Here is a 21,754-nt window from a genome sequence, read left to right on the forward strand (position 1 = left end):
CCTTTGCCTGTTCATATCCTTATTATATGAAATAATCCCATCAGGCTCAAGTTCTCTATTCATAGGACCAGCTCACTCCGCCATCCCCCGTATGCAGCAGGCGGCTGTCCGTTTCATTCCGGACCAGCGCCCAGCCTTGGTCAGGCCCGTCAAACACCAAATTCACCAGCTGTGGTTTGTCTGGCAACATGTCAACAAATGCTCTTCCGCCAACAGGATTCCTGGTGACTCCGGCATCCGTCGTGTGCGTAAGCTGCTCCCCATCCCACATCCAGCCCTCTTGCAGCGAAATAAAAGTCATCGCTGTTTCCACTGACGGTTCTACCCGGACCGCATGTTCTCTAAAGTTCCGGTAAGTCCATGTCTTCCCGCCATCCTGCGAATAATAGCCGCCAAGCTGGGCACTGTTGTCACTTGAGCATTGCAGCGGCATCCAGGCCTCTTGCTTATCATCGCCATAAAAGCTGGGTGCCGCCATTATCTGCGGGAGACACCCCGTGCTTGAAGGGACAGGCAGACTAACTTCCTGCCACGACTTACCCGCATCCGAAGTCTGTACGACATGCGGTCTTTCGTCCCGGGTCTGCAGCGGTACCCAGCCATGCCCGCGATCTCTGAAGCTCATGCCGTAATCTGTAAAACCATAGGTGGGAAAGGAGCCCTCCATAGCAGGCGAAAAACCGCCTTCTAACGAGATATTGCTTGTTACCAGCTTCCAGGTTACTCCGCCATCTTGAGTCTCATACAGCACTTTACCTGAGGAGCCCATCGCGGCATCCGTCTGTGAAAGCAAAAAACCTTCCTTCTCATTTAAAAACACAGATTGCTGCGAAAACATATACGGCAGCTTCGTGGGGCTCTGTTTCCAGCTGGAACCCCCATCTGCAGAATACCAGGCGGTCTTTGTATTCTCTGGTTCACCCGGGAACAACCACAAGTGGTTGCGGTCATGGGCTGTTACAGTAGGCTCTGCATAAGCACTGCCGGGCAACACAGGATTCTCAGGGCTTATTCGTTTCCACCTGGCGCCTCCATCCGTACTTTGAAATAGAGTTAACGTTGATTCATCAGAGTTCCCCCATACATAAAGCGTATGATCTTTGGCCAGCTGTAACCCGGACAACCGGATGTTCGCAAAAGGTGATGGCTCAGCGGGCGCGGGGGTTACTGCTGCCTCTTGCATGCCCGAAGGACTCCCTTGTGCCCCGGAACCGCCAGAAACCGGATCACCGGAAACATTCGCACAACCGGATAATAATACTGCCAGGAGGCTGGCGGAAACAGCCAGCTTCACCTTTTTATTCAACCAAGTATAAGCATGCATCGTCCACTTGCCTCCCGATCTCAAAAGCAGCTGTATGAACATCAGTCTACATTTCAATTTCTAAAGGTCCGTTCGTAATCCTCAAACCTGATTTTGCGGATCAGCTTGCGGTCTGCGGTTCTGGCAATAATGCCCTCTGATTTCCCATGTGCGTCCATCCCCACCCGTGTCTCTTCAAAGGACTTTAGAAACGAATACAGCTCTCCCAGGGGAATCGGAACATCGGCCCCTTTCACCTCAGCCAGCAGCGGAGCAGCCTCTACCTCCCACTTCTCGATCAAAGTCCGTTTATCCGTTTCAGCATAAAAAGGCTGTCTCCCTTGATCGCGCCATTCCGCTATTTTGTCCTGTGGCAAGGACAGGAGCCGCTCCAGTTCCGCCTGCTCAAGCGAGAACGCATCGAATACACGGTAGCCCTGCGTTTTGGTGTGGGTATAGTTCTTGGCTGCTTTTGTTTTACCGCCATAGGACTCCTGATAGATTACCGTCAACGCCAAGTCCCCTTGGGCAAAAATAACGGGCGCCAGCCGTTCCGCCAGAGGCTTGAGAAATTCGGCAATGAACCCGTATGGATTACCGATCCGGTCTCCTTTGGCATACAGCAATTCCTCTCTGGAACCGATGATATAATCGGCTTCTCCGGCGCTGTTCTTGAAGAAGATCAGCCGGGCGTTTTCTCCGTCCACTTTTTCATAGATAAAAACATCCTCCGCCTCAGGGAAAGCCGTTCCTTCCGATAGCACCTCTGACAGCCGGCCGCGCTCGGCCATTTGATGATAGGTTAGAATGCTGGGGTATTTCGTTAACGAGTTTAGTTTCTTCAAATCCATAAGCGCAAGGTCTCCTTTATCGGGTTAGTATATGAACATATCAACAATCATTGCCTGATCTTCTTCCCCGGATGGACCGGAGACAACCCCTGATTACCCCAGCCGGATTTTTCCTTCGTGGCTAATGGCCGCCAAACTGGCCTGCCCGCTGATCGAGACCGCATTGTTTCTTATGAATCTTGAATATTTCCATAGATAAGGATCGTAGAGCTTAATCAGCTCAGCAGTGCTATACTTCCGAATCTCCACTCTGGGGGAGTGGTTCACCCACAGCTCATCGCGTTCTTCGTTAATGACAATTTCCTCTACATTCATCCCGGTGCCCGTAAACAACCTCTGGACAATTTCCTGTCCGCTGGACCACCTGCTGAGATAAAAGGGCTGATAATGGTTGTATTCGGCAAAAATTACCGTTCCGAGCGAGTCCATACTTAACGCACAGCAGGTCCGGTCTTGCTCGAGATGAATCCTTTCGTCTTCCAATCCGCCAGTAGAGTGAATAATCCCAATCGAATGGTCAAGTGCGGCATAAGCCAGTTTCCTGCCATCCTTGCTGAAAGCCAGCGTCTGAGTCATTCCAATCCACCCCGGGTTCCCAAGCCAGACAAAATCGTCACGCCTGGCTATCCTGCTTGCGCTATTTAGATCCCAGACCGCTAATTCCCCACCAAATACTCCGACTGCCAGCAGTTGTTCATCGGAACTAACCTGTATAGCTGCAATCTTGCTGTCCTTATAGGTATGCTGGAGCACCACACGTCCGCTGCCGCATTCCACACAATAGAACGTACCGAAGCATTCGGGAATCCCGTAACCATCATCCCCCTGGGGATCATAATGTCTTGCCGTCGGTACAATGACCAGATAACGGCCTTGTGCGCTGAACTGAATATGCGTATATTCCTGATAATAAGCGTGCGGCTCGAGTTGCTCCCAGTCCAGGCCGGTACAGTCATATTCCTTGTGAAGACACTTGTCGGCTACATTATAGAGACTTACCTCTCCAATGCCATGTCAAACAGCAAGATATCGGGAGCACGGACTGAAAGCAAGACTAACATATTCCGTATATTCCCGAAAAAGCGGCCTTGCCTCAGCTAACAAGACCAGCTCTGCCCCATCCTCCGGGTTCAGCAGCTTCAGCACACCATCACTGTACATTACGGCCAGCAAGGTTCCTTCAGCGTTCAGGCACAGATTCATAATCCGTGCCCCCTCCTCCCCGATCTCTACAAAAGCCCGGTGCTCACGGCGCAGAGCCTGGAAATCCAGTTCGCTTAATGCCTCAATCTTCCGCTTTAGCTCCTGAACCAGCCGCCCCTCATACGGAGTACCGCTTTCACCAATTCCCTCCAGTTTGCACAGCGCATCAATAAGATTGTAATCCTGAACATCTGCCCAGGCCAAATAATATTGCACCCGGCAGGTGAGATTCGGAGGCAAATGTCCACGGTCCAGAATGCCCCCAAGCTTGCGGAGCCCCTCTCTCCGGTCACCGTCCGGTTGAACCAGGGCAAAAATACCCGTTATCACTTCCATGCAACCATAGATATCTTCAGCATAACCGAACCGCTCTGATCCTGCTTCATAGAGTTCTTTAAGAACCGCAGCCGCATCGCTTGCTTCAGAAATACGGCTGCTGAATATCAGCGCTTCTGCGTATATATATTGCCTGCGGAAGGCCAAACGCCAGTCTTCCTGTCCGGACAATCCGCTTATGCGATCCGGTGCCGATGCTCCCAGCAGCTTCAGCGTGTCCTCGAACTGCCCTTCAGCATTCCATTTCGATGCCTTATCCAAGACCTTCTGCCATTCCACGGGCAGATCCCCTCCTCACCTTGCTTCATTTACCGGGAACAGTGCGGGGCCTTTCACTCCTGCCTTCGTAAGCATCCGCCGCTTGTTATCGTCAGTCCGCCTGTTCGTCCAGGTAACGGCTGCCCACCGAATACCTTTTCTGCTGGTTGATGATATCATCCAGCCAGGTCGCAAGCCGAACACCGTCCTGCTCTGTTTGATAGAAAACTTGCCGGGTCGCAAAAGTATGCCCGGTCATTCCCGTCTTGGCGTTCCGCCCGGAATCTGTCAAATAATAGTAGTAATTGGGCAGGGTGGACAGCTTGTGCACCGAGTCCCGCAGTTGGCGGGACCAAGCCTCAATTCTCTGCCGGTCCAGCGGTCCCTTGTAATCGTTAATCTTGTTCTGGAAGCTGATCAGCACCTCATCATAAAGGGAGTAGGATTGTAAGAGTACCACGTTTGCAGGCAGCTTGCGGCGGTTGCCCTCAAAGGCAGCTCCGATCAGATCCGCTGCTGCAGGATATCCGAAGGTCTGCTCGAAATCCGCATTCCATTCCTGATCCACAATATCCGGCCACTTCCCGCTGTACAAAAAGGAGCTGTCAGAATACTGATAAATCTCCGCATCTTCATAATGCCCGGCAATTTCACCCGCCCAAAAAGCCGACCCGAAGCCGCCCGCACTCTCACCGGCGATCAGCAGCTTCTCCGGTTGGTCCACATTCGCATAGATCCATTCCAGGCTGTGCTGCACATTGCTCCGTCCCTTGTAATGCATAATGAACGGACTTCCGTCTTCCTTCAGATATGAGGCACTCCGGTTCCCTGTGTGGAAATCTCCGGTGCTGTACGGAATATACACGACATTCCAGTCTTTAAAGGGATTCTCAGGATGATCGGTAACCGTTATCCCGTTCAGCAAGGCCAACAAATAGACAGGGATATTGGCAAAATAATTCCCGGCATCAAGGCCCCGCAGAACATTCATCACTTTGATCGGTTGAGCAGCGCTTGCGGCATCCCAACTGGCTCCGCCGCCGGAGAAAAAGATGATCCAGTTGCGGCTCTGCCCTTTTTGGGTCAGCAGATGATACTCTGACCCGTCACCCGACATAACCTGTGCACCCAAATCCACTTTATTCCATGTATATTGTCTGGTTTCCGCCTGCCTGGCAATCTCCGTTGGCTTCGCGGTAACCCGGAGATACACGAGCAGCCCCCCCGCCACAACCACTCCAGCCAAACCGATCATTGAGATGACCAGCCAATTTCGTTTCTTCCCCATGTACATCCCCTCCGCATACAAAAAAGTATACACAACGCGCATGTATTGCACAAAGTGTATACTTAAATTTCTAAGAGTATATTTGCTACAGCAGTTCGTCCTCCAGCTGTTCCAGTACTACGCTCCAAAATTGTTCTTCTTCTGCCAGACTTCGCGCATCCGTTTCCAGAAAATACGCGCGCAGCTTTGCTGCTTCCTGCTGCGCATCATAGGCCTTCCCTGTGGCTGGTATTCCTAGTTTATTCTCCGGCCCATCACCAGGCAGACCTTGCTGAATCAGCAGAAGCCGGGTGCTCTCCGGCAAACGGGCGGCTTCGACAAGCTCTGGTTCAAAGGTAACCATCTGCAGTTCAGAGTGGGACATCACTTATGATCTCCTTTCATGGTCCTGAAAAAGGGAAAATCGGGTTTCAATATGCTACTATTAACCATAGTATACACTTTGGAATAATTTTGGAAAGGGTGAATCCTGTCCATGTCGTGGGATGAACAAATTGAACGCATTATAAGTAAAATCGAACAAGCAAGCCTCAAGGATGGCGGCCGTGAAGTGTTCGGAGCCAAATCGCACCAATACACAAGAAAACCGGTTCTTTCCATGCAGGAAATTGAAGCCTTCGAGCGGGAACATGGTATCCAATTGCCGCTGCCTTACCGTTATTTTCTCGCACGGATGGGCAACGGCGGTGCCGGCCCTTATTACGGTATCTATCCTCTAAACAAAAACAACTCAGGAGATCGGCTATCTGAGCCTTTTCAGTTGAAACCGGACCTGAGCGATGAAGAGTGGAAGGCTTTGACCGACTTTGAGGATGAAGCCGACGGTGATGAATACGACGAGGCTTTTGACCGCCTTTTTCAAGGGATGCTTGGGCTCGGCACACAGGGCTGTACCTATGAGATGGGTTTGGTGCTGAATGGAGAATATACCGGGCGGATCGTTTATTACGATGGCGAATTGCAAAAGCCTTTCATAACCTATGAAGCGAATTTTCTCGACTGGTATGAACGCTGGCTGGACGAGATTATCCATGGCTATACAACCTCCTGGTTCGGGATGACCCGCGGTGGTGATGACATTGAGCTAACTACGTTATACCGCGAGGCTTCAGACCCCAAAGTTCAGTTGAGTGCATTAAAAGGAATGTATAAGCTGCGGACGGTCCACCCGGGTACCCTGCTGCTTCTGAAAGAGATTATGCGGGCAGCGGATTCAGCGCTTGCGTCTCGCAGCACCGCGCTGGAATTGCTGGCCAAGTTCGGAGAAGAGGAGGCTGGGCCTTGGATAAGGGATCTGCTGACCAGCCGCCATAAGGAAGAGCAATCCGCAGCGCTGCAGACGATCCGCTACTATATTTCAGATCAGACCCCATACACCGGACTTATTCTGCAGTGTCTTCCCACTATTTCCGAGCCTAAGGCTTTTGCGCTTGCCGCCTATATTCTGGAACAGAACGGGCAGGCCGATTCCGGGCCTTTTGTCGCTTTCTTCCGGCATGAGAACGAGAAGCTTCGGCGGGAAGCTTTGTACACCGTTGGTAAAATGCCGGACAAATCAAACTATGTGCAGAATTTCATGGAATGTCTGCAAGCGGACAATCCCTCAATTGTACTTACAGCTGTGCAATCACTGAGGGGGGTAACAGATGCCAGGCTTCTCCCCTGCTACGGCAAGCTGCTCGAGCAGCATGAGCATAATGAAGATTACATCCTGTCGAACGTGCTCGCCCGGCTGGAGGAATTTGGGCGACAAGCCCAACCCGTACTGCAGGCTGCGGCGGTTCATCCGCATAAAGAAACCAGAGAGAAAGCTATCAGCCTGCTTAGTCAACCTATGATTGCTTCAGGCATAAAAAGACTGTTTTTTAGAAGGTAAAGAACTAATTGCTCTCCATATAGGCGGTCCCAGTTTGCCATTACCGGCACGCAGGACTGCCCTTTCATTTATTTGGCGGTCCATGCCATTACATATTCCAGTTGTCCCGAACTCTCATTACGCTGCTCGCCCTTAATGACAAAACCACAGCGTTTATAGAAATCTACTGCACTTTTGTTCTCTGCATATACATCCAGTTCAAGGCTTGGATATCTGGTTTGACAGTAATCGAGGAGTTGTCTGCCGATGCCCTGCCCCTGATGCTCCTGCGATACAAATAACGCCCCAATAAAGGAGTCATTCAAAATACTGATAAAGGCTTTGATCTCTTCCTGCTGCTTGTACACAAAGGTTGCAGACATCGGCATATATTGCTCTTTTACCAAGTTATAATTGCCTCTCCAATAGTCTGCGGCTATAAAAGCATGGGCTGAAATATTCGTTTCAAGCCATATTGTCATGACTTCTTCCATATCATAAGGCTCTAAAGGCTGGATAGTTGCTTCCAATGAATCCATAGATTTTTGTTCCTTTCCAGGGTAATATCCGGCTTTCAAGCCGGCATTCCTAACATACAGAAGCAGAAGACGATACCTTGGTTTTGGCCAGTACAAGTTCATCATCGCTGTGCATGTCCTCTTTTAGATAAGAGATCAAAATGGATCTGAACTTGCCGATCTGCGCTTCCGTAGCCTGCTCCCGCATCATTTCGAATGCAGCCACTGTTTTTTTAAACACCTTTAGATTCTCCACCTGCTTCAATACGTCCAGAATCTTCAGGATGATATCAACGGCGGTTCCGTGTTCCTCTTTGTTCATAATATACTGGAGCAGTTCATCAAGAAATGAATGGAAATACATACTGCCGATAATATCAGGCTGTGTCAGGATGTGCGGGGGGAGATTCCAGATTGACTGTAAAAACATATGCAGGGTAACGTGGATATCCATATTGTGCGCATTGGCAGATTCCAGGATGTTCAGCATGCCGGGTAAAAGTTCTTGTGGATGCTGCTGCAGAAAAAGGATATAATCTCCGAGCACCCTGGTGTTGCCGGACAGCAATTCAATTCCGAACAGCTCCGCACGTGAGCGGAACCGGTACTCTTTCACTTCCTGTTCGCCGGCCTTGTCCAGTTCTTCAAACCAGCTGAGATTGGCATATTGCAGAATACAGTCTTTGGCTTCACTGAATTTCTTGAGTTTTTTTAGGGCCAGGCCTTTCATTAATAAAGTATAACCGTAGTAATAAACAAGCGGCCTCTCCAAATTCGGCACAGGTACGGCCCGCAATGGATTGAGTGTATTCTCGTATACGGATTGGACACGTTTATGTAAGGAATCTGAGATTTCGGTTATTTGGTCCCACGCCTCAAAAGAATAGGCCATCCTAAGCATTTTTACCACCGTATCAAAATCCACCTCTTCAACATCAATGAAGCTGTCCAACGGGCACCCCCCTTTATTTTCCACATGTTAGCAGTATATTGGATTATTTACTAGGGGTCAATAAAATCAGAGAATCACAAACAATATGTTATAGTTAAAGTCATATATAGATTGAACTTATAATTTTTCTGATTGGGATTGGAACGTGACTACGGTGAATGTTTGGACTTCCGGCCGCTGCCCGTCTGCAGATTTCTTTATTATTACCGCCCTTAACGGTTGAAATCTGCAGGGCAGCTTATGCTTACGATGCGAGCTTTCCTGCGGAAAGCTTTCGGGCGGGCGCTACCGCTCCTCCAGTTCCAAAATCCCCCTCCGTCACTGTCCCGATCTTCTTATATTTTCAGGTTCAATCTATATAGCCACCATTCTACAGTAAAGGAGACTTACCGATGGAAATCTCTTCTTTTTTATTGCCAAAGTACCAGGTTGCTTACATCACCTCCTCCATGTCCATGCTTGAAGCCTTGGAGCAGCTCGAGCAGCATCATTACACAGCCATTCCGATTATTGATACCGAGGGTAAATATGTAGGAACTCTATCGGAGGGAGACTTATTGTGGAAGCTGAGACAAACGCCGGATTTGACTTTCGAGAAGATGGCTGAAGTTCCGGTAAGCGAGATCCAGAAGCATGTGCATAATGAAAGTGTGTTTATCAAAGCACAGATGGAGGATATGCTGACCCTCGCTGCAGACCAGAATTTTGTACCTGTCGTGGACGCCGAAGGCCTGTTTATCGGAATTATCCGCCGCAAGGATATCATTGAATATTACACCCGTAACATTATGGATTGAAAGCGTTATTCCCCAAGAAATAAGGGGCTGTCTCCCGCAGGTCTATCGAATGAATCGACAGATCTGTCAGGGAGACAGCCCCTGTGTCATGCCAAAAGATGTTTACAGCTCAGTCAGAATGACCGGTCCATCCGCGGTTATAGCCAAAGTATGCTCATATTGTGCAGATAGTCCGCCATCGATCGTCCTGGCCGTCCACCCGTCCTGATCCACCTTCGTCCGGTGGCTTCCGGTGTTCAGCATCGGCTCAATCGTAAAGACCATGCCTTCTTTGAGGCGCGGCCCTTTGCCGGCAGGACCATAATGCGGAACCTCGGGTGCTTCATGCATGTCGGAACCAATCCCGTGCCCGATGAAATCACGGACCACACCGTATCCTTTGGACTCCGCATAGACTTGAATCGCATGGGCCACATCGCCGATCCGATTCCCTGCCACCGCCTGCTCAATCCCGAGGAACAACGATTCCTTTGTAGTCAGCAAGAGCTTCGACGCTTCTTCACTGATCGTCCCCACCCCGTATGACCAGGCTGAATCCGCCAGCCACCCGTTCAGGTTAACCACCATGTCAATGGTGACAATATCACCTTCTTTGAGTTTCTCCTTCTTCGGAAATCCGTGGCAGATCACATCGTTCACAGATGCGCAAGTCGCATAAGGATACCCGTGATACCCTTTTTGTTCAGGAGTTGCGCCTTGAGATAATATGAATTTCTCTGCAAATTCGTCAATTTCCCAGGTCGTGATCCCCGGCTGAATCAGCTGTTCGATTTGCCGATGGCATTCTGCAAGTATTTTGCCGGCCGCACGCATTTTTTCAATTTCTTCGTGGGTCTTGATAATAATCATAAATTCGCCTCTTCATCTGATATAATCGTTCTGCTCTTATATTATGAAAGAAAAACTGCAAAAATCCAAATTTTTTGCTGCCTGTTCCGATTTTATTGATTTTGCATCCATAAAAAGAAGGTATTTACATTTTTGTAGCGAATCTTCTTCAGCAGAATACACCCGGACTTCAGAAACATCCAAATCGAACAGAGGAGGAAGTTGAAGATGAGGAATACGCTCTGCTTCACGTTTCGGAGAATGAGCCTGATGGTGGCCATTCTGGTTCTGATCAGTACTTTTGCCTGGCCCAGCCAGCAAGCCGAGGCTGCAGCTGTACCTGTCAAGGGTTTTTATGTAAGCGGAACCAATCTAATGGACGCTACCGGCAGCCCTTTTATCATGCGGGGAGTCAACCATGCTCATACCTGGTACAAAAATGATCTTACCGCCGCCATCCCCGCCATTGCCGCCACTGGCTCAAATACCGTGCGGATTGTACTTTCGAACGGCAGCCGCTGGTCACAGGACACACTGTCCGAGGTTCAAGCCATTCTTGCCCTCTGCGATCAATATAAGCTTACCGCCATGCTTGAAGTGCATGATGCAACCGGGTCGGATCATCCATCCGATCTAAATGCTGCTGTCAACTACTGGATCAGTATCAAGGATGCCCTGATTGGCAAGGAAGACCGGGTCATCGTCAATATCGCCAATGAATGGTATGGTTCCTGGAATACAGACACCTGGTCCAGCGGCTATCAGTCAGCGATTCCGGCCCTTCGGAACGCAGGCATCAGGAACACCCTTGTGGTCGATGCCGCTGGCTATGGGCAGTATCCGAACTCGATATTTACCGCCGGCAAAACAGTGTTTGACAGCGATCCGCTGAAAAATACGATTTTCTCGATCCACATGTATGAATATTCCGGCGGCAATGCGGCGACCGTCACGAGCAATATTGACAACGCTTTAGTCATCGGGGTACCGGTCATCATCGGAGAATTTGGAGACCGGCATACCAGCGGCGATGTGGACGAAGACACCATTATGAGTTATTCCCGGCAAAAAGGAGTAGGCTGGCTGGCCTGGTCATGGTACGGCAATGGCGGCGGCGTTGAATATCTGGACCTGGCCACCGGCCCCGCCGGAACACTCACAGCCTGGGGCAGCAAGGTGGTGAACGGCGTAAACGGCACATTGGCTACCTCCGTGTTGAACAAAATCTATACTACACCCGGGTATCAGCCTGTGCCTGATGGAGGTACGACGCCTACGGCCACACCTTCCCCGACAGCATCGGCCACTCCTGCACCCACCACTACCCCTGGACCCACCGTGACGCCTGGGCCGACTGCCACACCTACCGCGACGGCTCAACCTACGGCTGAACCTGCCGGCAATCTGGTGGTAGAGTATCGTGCCGGAGACACCCATGCTGCGGATAATCAGATCAAACCTTATTTCAACATCAAAAACAACGGCAGCACCGCCGTCAACCTGAGCGAGCTGCAGCTCCGTTATTATTTCACCAAGGAGGGCACACAGACTTTGAATGCCACCATTGACTGGGCTCAGGTGGGCGCGGAGCGGATCACCCCGGCTTTTGCAGCTGCGAGTGGAACGAATGCCGATACGTACCTGGAGCTGAGCTTCACCTCTTCGGCAGGCATGATCCCGGCCGGTGGCCAGACCGGGGATATTCAGCTGCGGGTCCACAAGAGCGATTGGAGCAATTTCAATGAAGCCAATGATTTCTCTTTCGATCCGTTAAAGACCGCCTATGCCAGTTGGGATCAGGTGACCTTGCATCAGAACGGAGCGCTGGTTTGGGGCATCGCCCCTTAAGCAGCAGGGTCCCTCTTCATAGTGAAAAGGCTGTCTCTTATGCAGGATTTCCTGCAAAAAGAAACAGCCTTTTTCATTTTGATAACCTGTTCCGCATACCTGCTCAGTTGTGGAAGTTGGTACCAGACGTCGTAGCAGTGACATAACCGGCACGGATGACGAAATCCCCAAAATGTTCGCCTTGCTCCCGTTCCTTGGCATAACGGTGAAGAATGGGCGTAAGCGTCCCGATGATTTCCTGCTCGCCGATATTCTCCTTGTAGATCTTGTTGAGCCGGTCGCCAGTAAATCCGGCGCCCATATACATATTGTATTTGCCCGGCGACTTGCCGATGAACGAGATTTCACCCAGTGCCGGTCTCGCGCACCCGTTCGGGCAGCCTGTCATACGGATGATAATTTCTTTATCACGCAAGCCGGCCTCATCAATAACCAGCTCCAGCTTATCAATCAATGAAGGCATATAACGTTCGGCTTCGGCCATAGCCAGACCGCAGGTCGGCAAGGCGACACAGGACATCGAACTCCGCCGCAGCGCTGAGAAGTGCTGGCCGTCTGTAAGTCCGTATTTCTCTACAAGCTCTACAACCTTGCGTTTCTTCGCATTCGGGATATTGGCAATCGTTACATTCTGATTTGGTGTCAGGCGGAAGTCTCCGGTATGCAGCTTCGCGATCTCACGCAGTCCCGTCATCAGGGCATATCCTTCCTGATCATGAATCCGGCCGCTCTGGACGTAGAGCGTGAGGTTCCATTTGCCGTTGCTTCCTTTCACCCAGCCGTAACGGTCTCCGTTATGATCGAAATGAAATTCACGTGCCGCCTCCAGCTGCCAGCCCAGACGCTCATGCAGTTCATCGACGAACCATTCCAGACCGTGGCGGTCAATGGTGTACTTAAACCGTGCGTTCTTGCGCACGGAACGGTTGCCGTAATCACGCTGAATCGTAACCGTCTTCTCCGCCAGATCCACAATCTGTTCCGGACGGCAGAAGCCGATGACCCGCCCCAGCTGCGGATAGGTGCTGGTATCGCCATGCGTCATCCCCATTCCGCCGCCTACGGTCACGTTGAAGCCAATCAGCCGGCCTTCTTCCAGAATCGCAATGAATCCGAGATCCTGGGAGAAAACATCCACATCATTCGACGGTGGAACGGCGAGGGCAATCTTGAATTTACGGGGTAAATAGACCGGACCGTAAATCGGTTCCACTTCTGCCCCGGTTGCCTGGGTGTCTACAACCTTCTCGCCGTCCAGCCAAATTTCATGGTAGGCTTTGGTCCGTGGTGCCAGGTGGTCGCTAAGCTTGCGCGCCCAGTCATACACTTCTCCGTGAACCTCCGATTGATAGGGGTTCGGGTTGCTCATTACATTACGGTTCACGTCGCCGCAGGCGGCGAGTGTGGTCAGCAGCGTATCATTAATGGTTTTGATCGTTTTCTTCAAGTTCCATTTCAGGACGCCATGCATTTGAAACGCTTGCCTGGTCGTCACACGCAGTGTGCCGTTGCCGTATTTATGGGCCAGCTCATCGATAACCAGCCACTGCGCCGGTGTAGCGACACCGCCCGGGGCTACTATCCGCAGCATGAACTGGAAGGCCGGTTCAAGCTTCTGCCGTTCCCGTTCATTACGCAGATCACGGTCATCCTGCATGTAGCTGCCGTGAAATTTGAGGAGCCGGTTCTCATCCTCAGGCAAACCTCCGGTGATCGGATTGTTCAGGGTCTCAACAAGCGCCCCCCGCAGATAATTGCTGTTTATCTTAATATGCTCAACATCGCTTGGAGGTCCGCCGATGGGCTTTACCGCTTCTTTTTTAACCATTGTTGCTATCTCCTTCCGCTATCATTCGCCTGCTATTTATTATTGCTCAGTACCTTAATACACGTCACGTTGATAACGCTGTGCCTGCTGCAGATTCTCAAGGTAAGCCGACGCTTCTTCCGGGCTCATGCCGCCCTCTTCCTGAATCACTGTAACGAGTGCCGCATGCACATCATGCGCCATATGCTTCTCATCGCCGCAGACATAAATATGGGCACCCGCCTGCAGCCACTCGTACAGCTCCTTGCTCTTCTCCAGAATCCGGTGCTGCACGTAGACTTTCTCTTCGGTATCGCGCGAGAATGCTACGTCAAGCTTGGTCAGTACGCCTTCTTTCAGCATGCGCTGCCAATCCGTCTGATAGAGGAAATCCGTTACAAAATGCCGGTCGCCGTAGAACAGCCAAGTCTTGCCATCAGCACCCAGCTCTTCTCTTTCTTCCAGAAAGGAGCGGAAAGGAGCAACGCCTGTACCCGGACCGATCATAATGACCGGAGCAGCCGGGTTCGCTGGAAGCTTGAAATTCGGATTCTGCTGGATATAGATAGGCAGCGTATCCCCCGCTTGCACCCGTTCCGCACAATGTACGGAGCAGACGCCGAAGCGTTCGCGTCCATGGGCCTGATAACGTACGGCCCGGACCGTAAAATGAACTTCATCCGGGTTGGCCTTGTTGCTGCTCGATATGGAATAGAGACGGGCAGGCAGCTTGCGCAGGATCGTTACAAAGCTGCGGGCGGAAACCTGCCAAGGTCCGAAGTCCTGGATCAGATCCAGCAGATCGCGGCCCTGAATATAATCTTTGAGCTCCTGCTGCCGCTCAGGGGCCAGCAGCTCGCTGAGTTTGCCATTCGATGATAATGGGGCAGCCTGCTCCAGGAGCGGCTTGGTCAGTACCGTAATTTCATAATGATGGCTCAAGGCTTCGTGCAAAGGACCTTCTTCACCTTTTTTATTCAGAGGTACAGGTTCATCAGCGTTCCAGCCCATGGCCTGAATGATGGCACCCACCAGCTCCGGATGGTTCTCCGGGTAGACACCGAGGGAGTCCCCTGGCTCAAAAGCCAGTCCTGAACCTTCCAGGGACAGCTCCAAATGGCGTGTCTCCCGGTCCGATCCACGGCCGTTCAGGTTCAGGTTCTCCAGCACTTCGGCGCGGAAAGGGTTGTTGCGGGTGTAGGCCGATTCCTGAATGCCGGTGTCTTCAGCAGCCACCACCGCTTCTGCGGCAATCTCTGGTGCATCCAGTCTGCCGTTCAAAGCCTGGATGACATTTTGCACCCACTCTGCAACTTGCTCGTCATAATCCAGATCGCAATCGACACGCGGGCTCAGGCGCTGCGCACCAAGTTCCTCCAGACGCTGATCGAAATCCTTGCCTGTCTGGCAAAAGAATTCGTAAGAGGTGTCTCCAAGCGCCAACACCGAGAATCGCAGACTCTCCAATTGAGGCGCACGTTTGCTGTAGAGGAATTCATGGAAGGCCTTCGCATTATCCGGCGGTTCGCCTTCACCATGTGTACTTGCCAGGATCAGCAGGTTCTCCACCTTTTTGAGCCCATTCGTTTTAAATTGGTTCATCGCGGATACCGTGACCTGGAAGCCCTGTTCTTCGAGCCTTCGGGACAAGCTTGCCGCCAGCCGCTGGCAATTGCCGGTCTGGGAACCGAACAGCACAGTGACTTCGCGGGATACAGGCTGGCTAGGTGCAGCAGCGGCTTCCGGTGCTTGCGGTGCTTGCGGAGCTGCGGCCAACGGCAGCACAGTCGCAGGAACCTGAGCAGCAGCTGTGCTGATTGCGGAGAAATACCCGCTGATCCAATTTCGCTGCGCCTCCGTCAGGGTTGGCAATAGGCGGTTGAGGAGCTCAATCTGGCTCTCGTTAAAGGGACTGTTCGTTACCTGTAGTTGCAACAATATCCACCTCTCCTAAACATGAAATCTAGTAGTTTCATAGATTAACTGATAGCAATCCCGAATCCTGATCACACTGCTTCCGCGAGCTTACCGGTAAGCATGAGAGACAGCATTAGATCGTCATGGATTCAGGCTAACATAATTACAGAAAACGATCAATGAACTAGCAAACCCCTAATTTTTGTATTTTAATACAATAATAGAGATAAAAAGCGAAAAAACCGCTTATATCAGAGTAAATCACTCCGATTTAAGCAGCTTCATCACAAAAAATGATAAGTTGTATTAGATAAAATGATAAAGATTTTGATAAAAAAGCGCCTATTATTTGCTTTTCTTTTACCAGCGGAGACTGGCCTGAACAGCTAATGCCTTCCAGCCGAGCTGTTTCCGCTACAGCTACTCATCCTAAGGCATTTTTGCCTTCCAATCGAGCTGTTTCCGCTGCAGCTGCTCATCCTAAGGCATTTTTGCCTTTCAGCCGAGCTGTTTTCGCTAGAGCTGCCCATCCTAAGGCATTTTTGCCTTCCAATCGAGCTGTTTCAGCTACAACTGCCCATCCTAAGGCATTTTTGCCTTCCAATCGAGCTGTTTCAGCTACAGCTACCCATCCTAAGCCATTTTTGCCTTCCAATCGAGCTGTTTCCGCTACAGCTGCCCATCCTAAGGCATTTTTGCCTTCCAATCGAGCTGTTTCCGCTGCAGCTGCTCATCCTAAGGCATTTTGCCTTCCAGCCGAGCTGTTTCCGCTACAGCTGCCCATCCTAAGGCATTTTTGCCTTTCAGCCGAGCTGTTTCCGCTACAGCTGCCCATCCTAAGGCATTTTTGCCTTTCAGTCGAGCTTTTTCCGCTGCAGCTGCTCATCCTAAGGCATAGTTTTTGCCTTCCAACCGGAGCGCCTGACTGCCTCCCGGCTCAAAGCTGATAAGGCTTGCGTTGTCTGAAATGACTCACAATCCAGTGCGCCACGAGCAGCAGCATCCCCAGATTGATCGCGACATCCGCCAGATTGAGTATGCCGCCGCTTTTTCCAAAGACCAGAAAATCGGTAACCTTATGAAACAGAAACCGGTCAATGGCGTTGCCTATAGCTCCGCCTGCCAGAAAAGCTGCCGCCGTCTCCATCAAGCGGCCTTTGATCTCGCCTTTGCGGCGATAATAAAGAATGGCCGCAACAAAACCTACCGCTATAATCACAAAATACCGTCCATATCCCTGAAATGAACTAAAAGCCGCCCCACTGTTCTCGTAATGGGTGAATGTCAGGTAATCGTTCCAGAACGGAAGGGTCTCGCCTACCAGCATATGGGAGCGGACCAGCCCTTTGGAGACCTGGTCAGCCATAATGACCAATACGGAAATCACATAAAAAAGCAAATTTATCCCCCTCTCTCCCGCTTACAGAATTTCCTGAGCTTTCAGCAAAGCTTGTACCCGTGAGCTCACGCCAAGCTTGCTGTAAATCCGGCTGACATAGACTTTAACCGTGCCCAGCGTCAAGCTGAGCCCGTCGGCAATTTCCTGGTTGGAGTCCCCCCGGCGCAGCAGATCCAGAATTTCCAGTTCTTTGGGTGTAAGCGGCTCAACGACGGGCGGGCCGGCCTCCCGCTCTTTGCCCCCCGCGTTCCCCTCTGCAGCCATTACCTCCATAAGCATGGCGATATAGGCGATCATCGCTTCATCCACGGGCCCGGTGCTGACGGACAGCTCTTCAAGCAGTCTGTAGATAGGTACGCCTTCGTCCGCGAATGTGCGGACATACCCGAAGGGCAGCCCCAGCCGCAGCGCTGTACGCAGGAAAGCGGCAGCTTCCCTCAGCCGCCCACGGCTGTGTTCGGCTCTGGCCTGAAGGGTGGCTATGGCAATGGTTACATTAATCAGCTCCCCTTCTTCAGCCTGCAGCCGCAGAGCAGCCAGCAAACCCAGCGCATCTTCATAGGCTCCCTGCAGCAGAAGCACACGGGCCAAGGTCATGAATTCGAGCGACTGTTCAAGTGTCACCCGGTGGTTTAGGGAGACCGGCAGGGCACGCAAAGTCTCGGCAGCCTGCGGAAGTTTCCCTTCCAATGCGTCCAGCATAGCGGTGAACGCACGCAGCGGGCGAACCCAGTGGAATTCGCCTCCGCGTTCCATCTTGTCCAGGGTCTCGGCTACAATCGCACGGGCAGTCTGGCGCTGGCCCTCCTTCAGCTTGAGCCGTGCCAGCGTAAGCCGGAACGGCACGAACAATCCCGGCGTCTGGCGGTACCTGCGGCCTTCGGCCAGCGTATCCAACCAGAACAGGCACTCCTTCAGCATATTTTTCTCGTAATAACCTTCCGCCAAGGACTGCACCACATACTGGCAGATCATCGAATCGCCCCAGCCATGGCTCTGGAGGATGTCTATAAACTTAGTGCCCACAGATGCGGTGGACGCCGTCATGACTCCTTTGAGACCAAATGCGGTATTGCGCACAAAGGGCTCTCCGGTATTGTAATTGAAATTAAAAAATACAGCATCCTCCGGCAATTTGGCCTGGATCGTTTCCGCAAAACGGAACCATTCCGTGAATTTCCCCGAAGAGAAGGCCAGATTGGCTTTGACAAAAAACAACCCGCTTAATCCCTCCGCCCTTTCTTCCGGGGAGGTCAGGCCGTGCAGCGTGTCTTCAATACGCTGCAGCAAGTCCTCGGCTTCCGTGAAGTTGCCGGTGCCGATAAAAATAAACGCATGCAGCAGGGAGAGACGGACCGGCAAGGTGTAGTCTTGGGGGAACTGTTCCAGCCAGACAAGGACCGTCCCCAGCTCACCCTTTTGAAGCGCGGTTTCCACATAACGGTTAATCAATACCGAGGCCGAAGCATACTCCTCGGCACGTTGCGCGTGGTCGATGGATTCTTCGAGCCATCCGGAACGGGCATAAGCCCTGCTTGCCTTCCCGTGCAGCGCCTTCCATCTCTCCGGTGCTTGCTGCTTCAGCTCATGCTCCAAATATTCGGCGAACAATTGATGATAACGGTACCACTCCTCGTTCGAATCCAGCGGGAGGAGGAACAGTCCGCGGCTTTTGAGGGTTCTCAGCATCGCCTTGCTCTCTCGTTCCCCGGTGATCTCAGCGCAGATTTCCGCATTCAGCCTCTTGAGTATGGAAGTATCCAGTAAGAAACGCCGCAGGGGTTCTTCCAATCCGGACAATACCTCATGGAACAAATAGTGGGTGATGCCCCGGTCTCTGCCGCTGAAGTCGTGCATGAACCGTCCGCTGTCTTCTTCCTGCTGCATGGAGATCAACGCCAGCTGGAGTCCGGCCGCCCAGCCCTCCGTCTTCTGCACCAGCATCCGCACCACGGGGTCGGACAACGGCTTGCCCATGATGTTCCTGCACAGACGGCCCGCCTCCTCCTCCGAGAAGGCCAGCCCCCCTTCTGCAACAACATTCAGCTCTCTTCGTGCCAGCCATCTGGTGTATCCCTTGAAGGGAAGCTCTGTCCTTGAAGCTATGAAGAGGTGCACGGAATCCGGCAAATAATCAATCATGTATTCCAGGCTGACATGAATCTCATCATTCCAAATCACGTGGTAATCATCCAGCACAAAAGCAAGCGGCCGGCTAAACTCATAAAGCTCGTTCAGCAGCACATCGATGAAAGACGAAACGTTCCCCGGCGCAAAGCCGGCAACCAGCGGCAGCAGCCGGTTCTCCATATCCGGGGATATCTGCTGGGAAAGCGAATAAACCGCATATCTCCAGAATCTCCGCAAATCGTTCTCCCGCTCATCCAGTGACAGCCACGCCACCTTATGTTCACTCCGGTTAATCCATTGCCCGAGCAGCGTGGTTTTGCCGCTGCCGGCCGGGGCGTTCACGGCACTCAGCCTGAAGTCCATGCCCCGGGCGATTCTTCCCAGCCATTGCGGCCTGTCTACAATCTGTCTGCGTGATGCAGGCTGCGATATCTTGGTTCTAAGCAGCACATGATTATTCATTGCAGCGGTACGCTCCTTTTCAAACGTATCTATGTATAAACTAACCTTAAAGCACGCCGAAAACAACCCTTCCCCCTATTTCCTCAGGAAACGGGAAAGCACAGACTTAAAGTTATATTTATTATCGGAATGGTTAAGAACTTCTTAAACAGGAAAGTGCCAGGGGGAGGATCTGTATGGAGTATGGGAGTATATTGATTAAGCTGATCGCCGGCTTTGCCGGTCTGTGGGCCATGACAAGGTTACTCGGAAAAAAGGAAATTTCGGCTCTGACCCCCTTTGACTTTATTTCTGCCGTCATATTGGGAGACCTGGTTGGCGATACCATATATGACCAGGAGCAGTCTGTACTTAGACTCATCTTTTCACTGGCTGTCTGGACCATTCTGTCTATTGTATTTGAGAAACTTACCCAGCATATCCGCAAGCTGCGCACTCCGCTGGAAGGCAAACCGGAGATATTGATTCGGGACGGCCGGGTAGATGTGGACAAGCTCCGCAAGAGCAGTCTTGACTTTGAACAATTAAGAATGATGCTTAGGGCCAAGGATACTTTTTCCATCCATGAAGTAGCGTATGCCATTTATGAGACCAACGGCTCGCTCAGTATTCTAAAAAAACCGCAATATGAACCGGCGACGCGCGGAGATTTGAAGTTGCCTTTGCAGGATATCCAGCTGCCGCGAAGTGTGGTTGAAGACGGCGAAGTACAGCCTGACATGCTGGAGCGTCTTGGCCTGAATGAACAGGAATTGCGCCAAAAACTGCAAGAGAAGGGCTGCCCGGATGTACGTTCCATCGCCTATGCTGAAATAAACCAGGACGGAGAACTATGCATTATTCCCTGTGCCCAAAAGGAAAGCGGCTGAGAGCAACCCGGGTTCTAAAGATAAAGAAAAGCTGTCTCTTTGTGTAGAATAATCTACCTGGGAGACAGCTTATTTGTTGCATACTCAGGGCGCCGGTTAACCGCCTATATAAGACATCTCAATTTTGGGGACCGCCCCACGGGAAGGCCCCGTCCCCTCCAGGCTCCGCAGGTCGGAATAACGGTCTTCCCGGTTGTTCCAGACTTGCCGAAGTTTCTCGGTCAACTCGTCACCCGAAATATCAGTCCGCAGCAAGGTCCGCAGGTCAAAGCCCCGGCTGGCGAACAAGCAGGTATAAAAGGAGCCGTCAGCCGACAAGCGCGCCCGGGAGCAGCTGGAACAAAAGCTCTGTGTAATGGAGGAAATGATTCCGATCTCACGGTCTGTTCCTGTATACCGGTATCTGGCGGCAACTTCGCCTTCATACTGCGGCGCAATGGGTGTAAGCGGCATAACGCTGTCGATCATGTCAACGATCTGCTGTCTGGTGATCACTTGGCTCAAATCCCAACCGTTGGTGTTCCCCACATCCATAAATTCTATGAACCTCAGAATATACTCCGTATCCTTGAAATATCTGGCCATAGGAATAATATCCTGCTCATTGGAGGACTTCTTCACAACCATGTTGACTTTAACCTGGAGCCCTGCGTCCGCCGCAGCTTTCATACCATCCAGTACTCCCTGTACCCCGACACCCAGGCCGTTAATGGCTCCAAACCGGGCATCGTCCAGTGAATCCAGACTGACATTAACGCGTTTCAGGCCGGCCGCATATAAGTCACTTGCAAACCGGGGCAACAGCAGCCCATTCGTAGTCAATGCAATATCTTCAATGCCCTCCACCCGGCTCAGCCGGCCGATCAGGCGCGGCAGGCCGCCCCGCAGCAGCGGCTCGCCGCCGGTAAGCCGCAGCTTCTTGCCCCCCAAGCTTGCGAAGGAGCGGCAAATCTGTTCAATTTCATCAAAACTCAGCAGGTCATCCCTGCCGAGAAACTTGTAATCAGGGCCGAAAATTTCCTTGGGCATACAATAAACGCAGCGCAGATTGCAACGGTCAGTAACCGAAATTCGCAGATCCTTCAAGGGGCGGTTCAGCTTATCCAGCGTCATTGTATTCCTCCTTCTTCCCG

Annotated in this window: 19 protein-coding genes; 4 read left to right on the forward strand and 15 right to left on the reverse strand. The window is 51.6% G+C overall.

What is annotated here, in order from left to right; translation table 11 throughout:
* Positions 1-55: 55 nt before the first annotated feature.
* From IEY53_RS18325 to IEY53_RS18350, 6 genes are all read right to left on the reverse strand, one after another.
* Positions 56-1,324, reverse strand: coding sequence for a WD40/YVTN/BNR-like repeat-containing protein (locus IEY53_RS18325; protein ID WP_189027488.1), 1,269 nt, complete (start codon positions 1,322-1,324; stop codon positions 56-58).
* A gap of 53 nt (positions 1,325-1,377) precedes the next feature.
* Positions 1,378-2,154: an RNA ligase family protein gene (locus IEY53_RS18330; protein ID WP_189027490.1), complete on the reverse strand. Its 777-nt coding sequence runs from the start codon at positions 2,152-2,154 to the stop codon at positions 1,378-1,380.
* 93 nt (positions 2,155-2,247) lie between these two features.
* Complete coding sequence (locus IEY53_RS18335) at positions 2,248-2,910, reverse strand: WD40 repeat domain-containing protein (RefSeq protein WP_189027492.1); 663 nt, start codon at positions 2,908-2,910, stop codon at positions 2,248-2,250.
* 258 nt (positions 2,911-3,168) lie between these two features.
* Positions 3,169-3,972, reverse strand: coding sequence for a hypothetical protein (locus IEY53_RS18340; protein WP_189027494.1), 804 nt, complete (start codon positions 3,970-3,972; stop codon positions 3,169-3,171).
* A 91-nt stretch (positions 3,973-4,063) separates the two neighbouring features.
* Positions 4,064-5,239 carry a pectin acetylesterase-family hydrolase gene (locus IEY53_RS18345; protein WP_189027496.1) on the reverse strand — a complete coding sequence of 392 codons (1,176 nt, stop codon included), beginning with the start codon at positions 5,237-5,239 and terminating at the stop codon, positions 4,064-4,066.
* Positions 5,240-5,324: 85 nt separating this feature from the next.
* Complete coding sequence (locus IEY53_RS18350) at positions 5,325-5,603, reverse strand: hypothetical protein (RefSeq protein ID WP_189027498.1); 279 nt, start codon at positions 5,601-5,603, stop codon at positions 5,325-5,327.
* 111 nt (positions 5,604-5,714) lie between these two features.
* On the opposite strand from IEY53_RS18350, the gene IEY53_RS18355 reads away from it, so the two are divergent.
* Positions 5,715-7,115, forward strand: coding sequence for an SMI1/KNR4 family protein (locus tag IEY53_RS18355; RefSeq protein WP_189027499.1), 1,401 nt, complete (start codon positions 5,715-5,717; stop codon positions 7,113-7,115).
* 68 nt (positions 7,116-7,183) lie between these two features.
* Here IEY53_RS18355 and IEY53_RS18360 read toward each other — a convergent pair whose 3' ends face one another.
* Together IEY53_RS18360 and IEY53_RS18365 are read right to left on the reverse strand one after the other, a co-directional pair.
* On the reverse strand, positions 7,184-7,633 hold the full coding sequence (locus IEY53_RS18360; protein ID WP_189027501.1) for an N-acetyltransferase: 450 nt from the start codon (positions 7,631-7,633) through the stop codon (positions 7,184-7,186).
* Between the two features lie 49 nt (positions 7,634-7,682).
* Positions 7,683-8,564 carry a hypothetical protein gene (locus tag IEY53_RS18365; protein WP_189027503.1) on the reverse strand — a complete coding sequence of 294 codons (882 nt, stop codon included), beginning with the start codon at positions 8,562-8,564 and terminating at the stop codon, positions 7,683-7,685.
* Between the two features lie 392 nt (positions 8,565-8,956).
* On the opposite strand from IEY53_RS18365, the gene IEY53_RS18370 reads away from it, so the two are divergent.
* Positions 8,957-9,361 carry a CBS domain-containing protein gene (locus tag IEY53_RS18370; protein WP_189027505.1) on the forward strand — a complete coding sequence of 135 codons (405 nt, stop codon included), beginning with the start codon at positions 8,957-8,959 and terminating at the stop codon, positions 9,359-9,361.
* A gap of 102 nt (positions 9,362-9,463) precedes the next feature.
* Here the strand turns inward: IEY53_RS18370 and map are convergent, their stop codons facing one another.
* A complete protein-coding gene (map, locus tag IEY53_RS18375; RefSeq protein WP_189027507.1) occupies positions 9,464-10,210 on the reverse strand; it encodes a type I methionyl aminopeptidase in 747 nt (248 codons plus the stop codon).
* 207 nt (positions 10,211-10,417) lie between these two features.
* Between map and IEY53_RS18380 the strand changes: the two genes are divergently transcribed.
* Positions 10,418-12,037, forward strand: a complete 1,620-nt coding sequence (locus IEY53_RS18380) for a cellulose binding domain-containing protein (protein ID WP_189027509.1) — start codon at positions 10,418-10,420, stop codon at positions 12,035-12,037.
* 103 nt (positions 12,038-12,140) lie between these two features.
* Here the strand turns inward: IEY53_RS18380 and cysI are convergent, their stop codons facing one another.
* The 5 genes from cysI to IEY53_RS18405 all read right to left on the reverse strand — a co-directional run bounded on the left by cysI (position 12,141) and on the right by IEY53_RS18405 (position 19,752).
* A complete protein-coding gene (gene cysI, locus IEY53_RS18385) occupies positions 12,141-13,865 on the reverse strand; it encodes an assimilatory sulfite reductase (NADPH) hemoprotein subunit (RefSeq protein WP_189027511.1) in 1,725 nt (574 codons plus the stop codon).
* 54 nt (positions 13,866-13,919) lie between these two features.
* Positions 13,920-15,779 (reverse strand): assimilatory sulfite reductase (NADPH) flavoprotein subunit, encoded by a 1,860-nt coding sequence (locus IEY53_RS18390; RefSeq protein WP_189027617.1) that lies wholly within the window; start codon positions 15,777-15,779, stop codon positions 13,920-13,922.
* 457 nt (positions 15,780-16,236) lie between these two features.
* Positions 16,237-16,467: a hypothetical protein gene (locus tag IEY53_RS18395; protein ID WP_189027512.1), complete on the reverse strand. Its 231-nt coding sequence runs from the start codon at positions 16,465-16,467 to the stop codon at positions 16,237-16,239.
* 231 nt (positions 16,468-16,698) lie between these two features.
* A complete protein-coding gene (gene lspA, locus IEY53_RS18400; RefSeq protein ID WP_189027514.1) occupies positions 16,699-17,160 on the reverse strand; it encodes a signal peptidase II in 462 nt (153 codons plus the stop codon).
* A gap of 21 nt (positions 17,161-17,181) precedes the next feature.
* Positions 17,182-19,752, reverse strand: a complete 2,571-nt coding sequence (locus tag IEY53_RS18405) for a winged helix-turn-helix domain-containing protein (protein WP_189027525.1) — start codon at positions 19,750-19,752, stop codon at positions 17,182-17,184.
* A 176-nt stretch (positions 19,753-19,928) separates the two neighbouring features.
* Between IEY53_RS18405 and IEY53_RS18410 the strand changes: the two genes are divergently transcribed.
* Positions 19,929-20,621: a DUF421 domain-containing protein gene (locus tag IEY53_RS18410; protein ID WP_189027527.1), complete on the forward strand. Its 693-nt coding sequence runs from the start codon at positions 19,929-19,931 to the stop codon at positions 20,619-20,621.
* A gap of 96 nt (positions 20,622-20,717) precedes the next feature.
* On the opposite strand, the gene moaA is transcribed toward IEY53_RS18410, so the two are convergent.
* Positions 20,718-21,734, reverse strand: coding sequence for a GTP 3',8-cyclase MoaA (gene moaA / locus IEY53_RS18415; protein ID WP_189027528.1), 1,017 nt, complete (start codon positions 21,732-21,734; stop codon positions 20,718-20,720).
* Positions 21,735-21,754 lie beyond the last annotated feature (20 nt).

It is taken from the genome of Paenibacillus albidus (assembly GCF_014644435.1).
Classification (GTDB): domain Bacteria; phylum Bacillota; class Bacilli; order Paenibacillales; family Paenibacillaceae; genus Paenibacillus_AQ; species Paenibacillus_AQ albidus.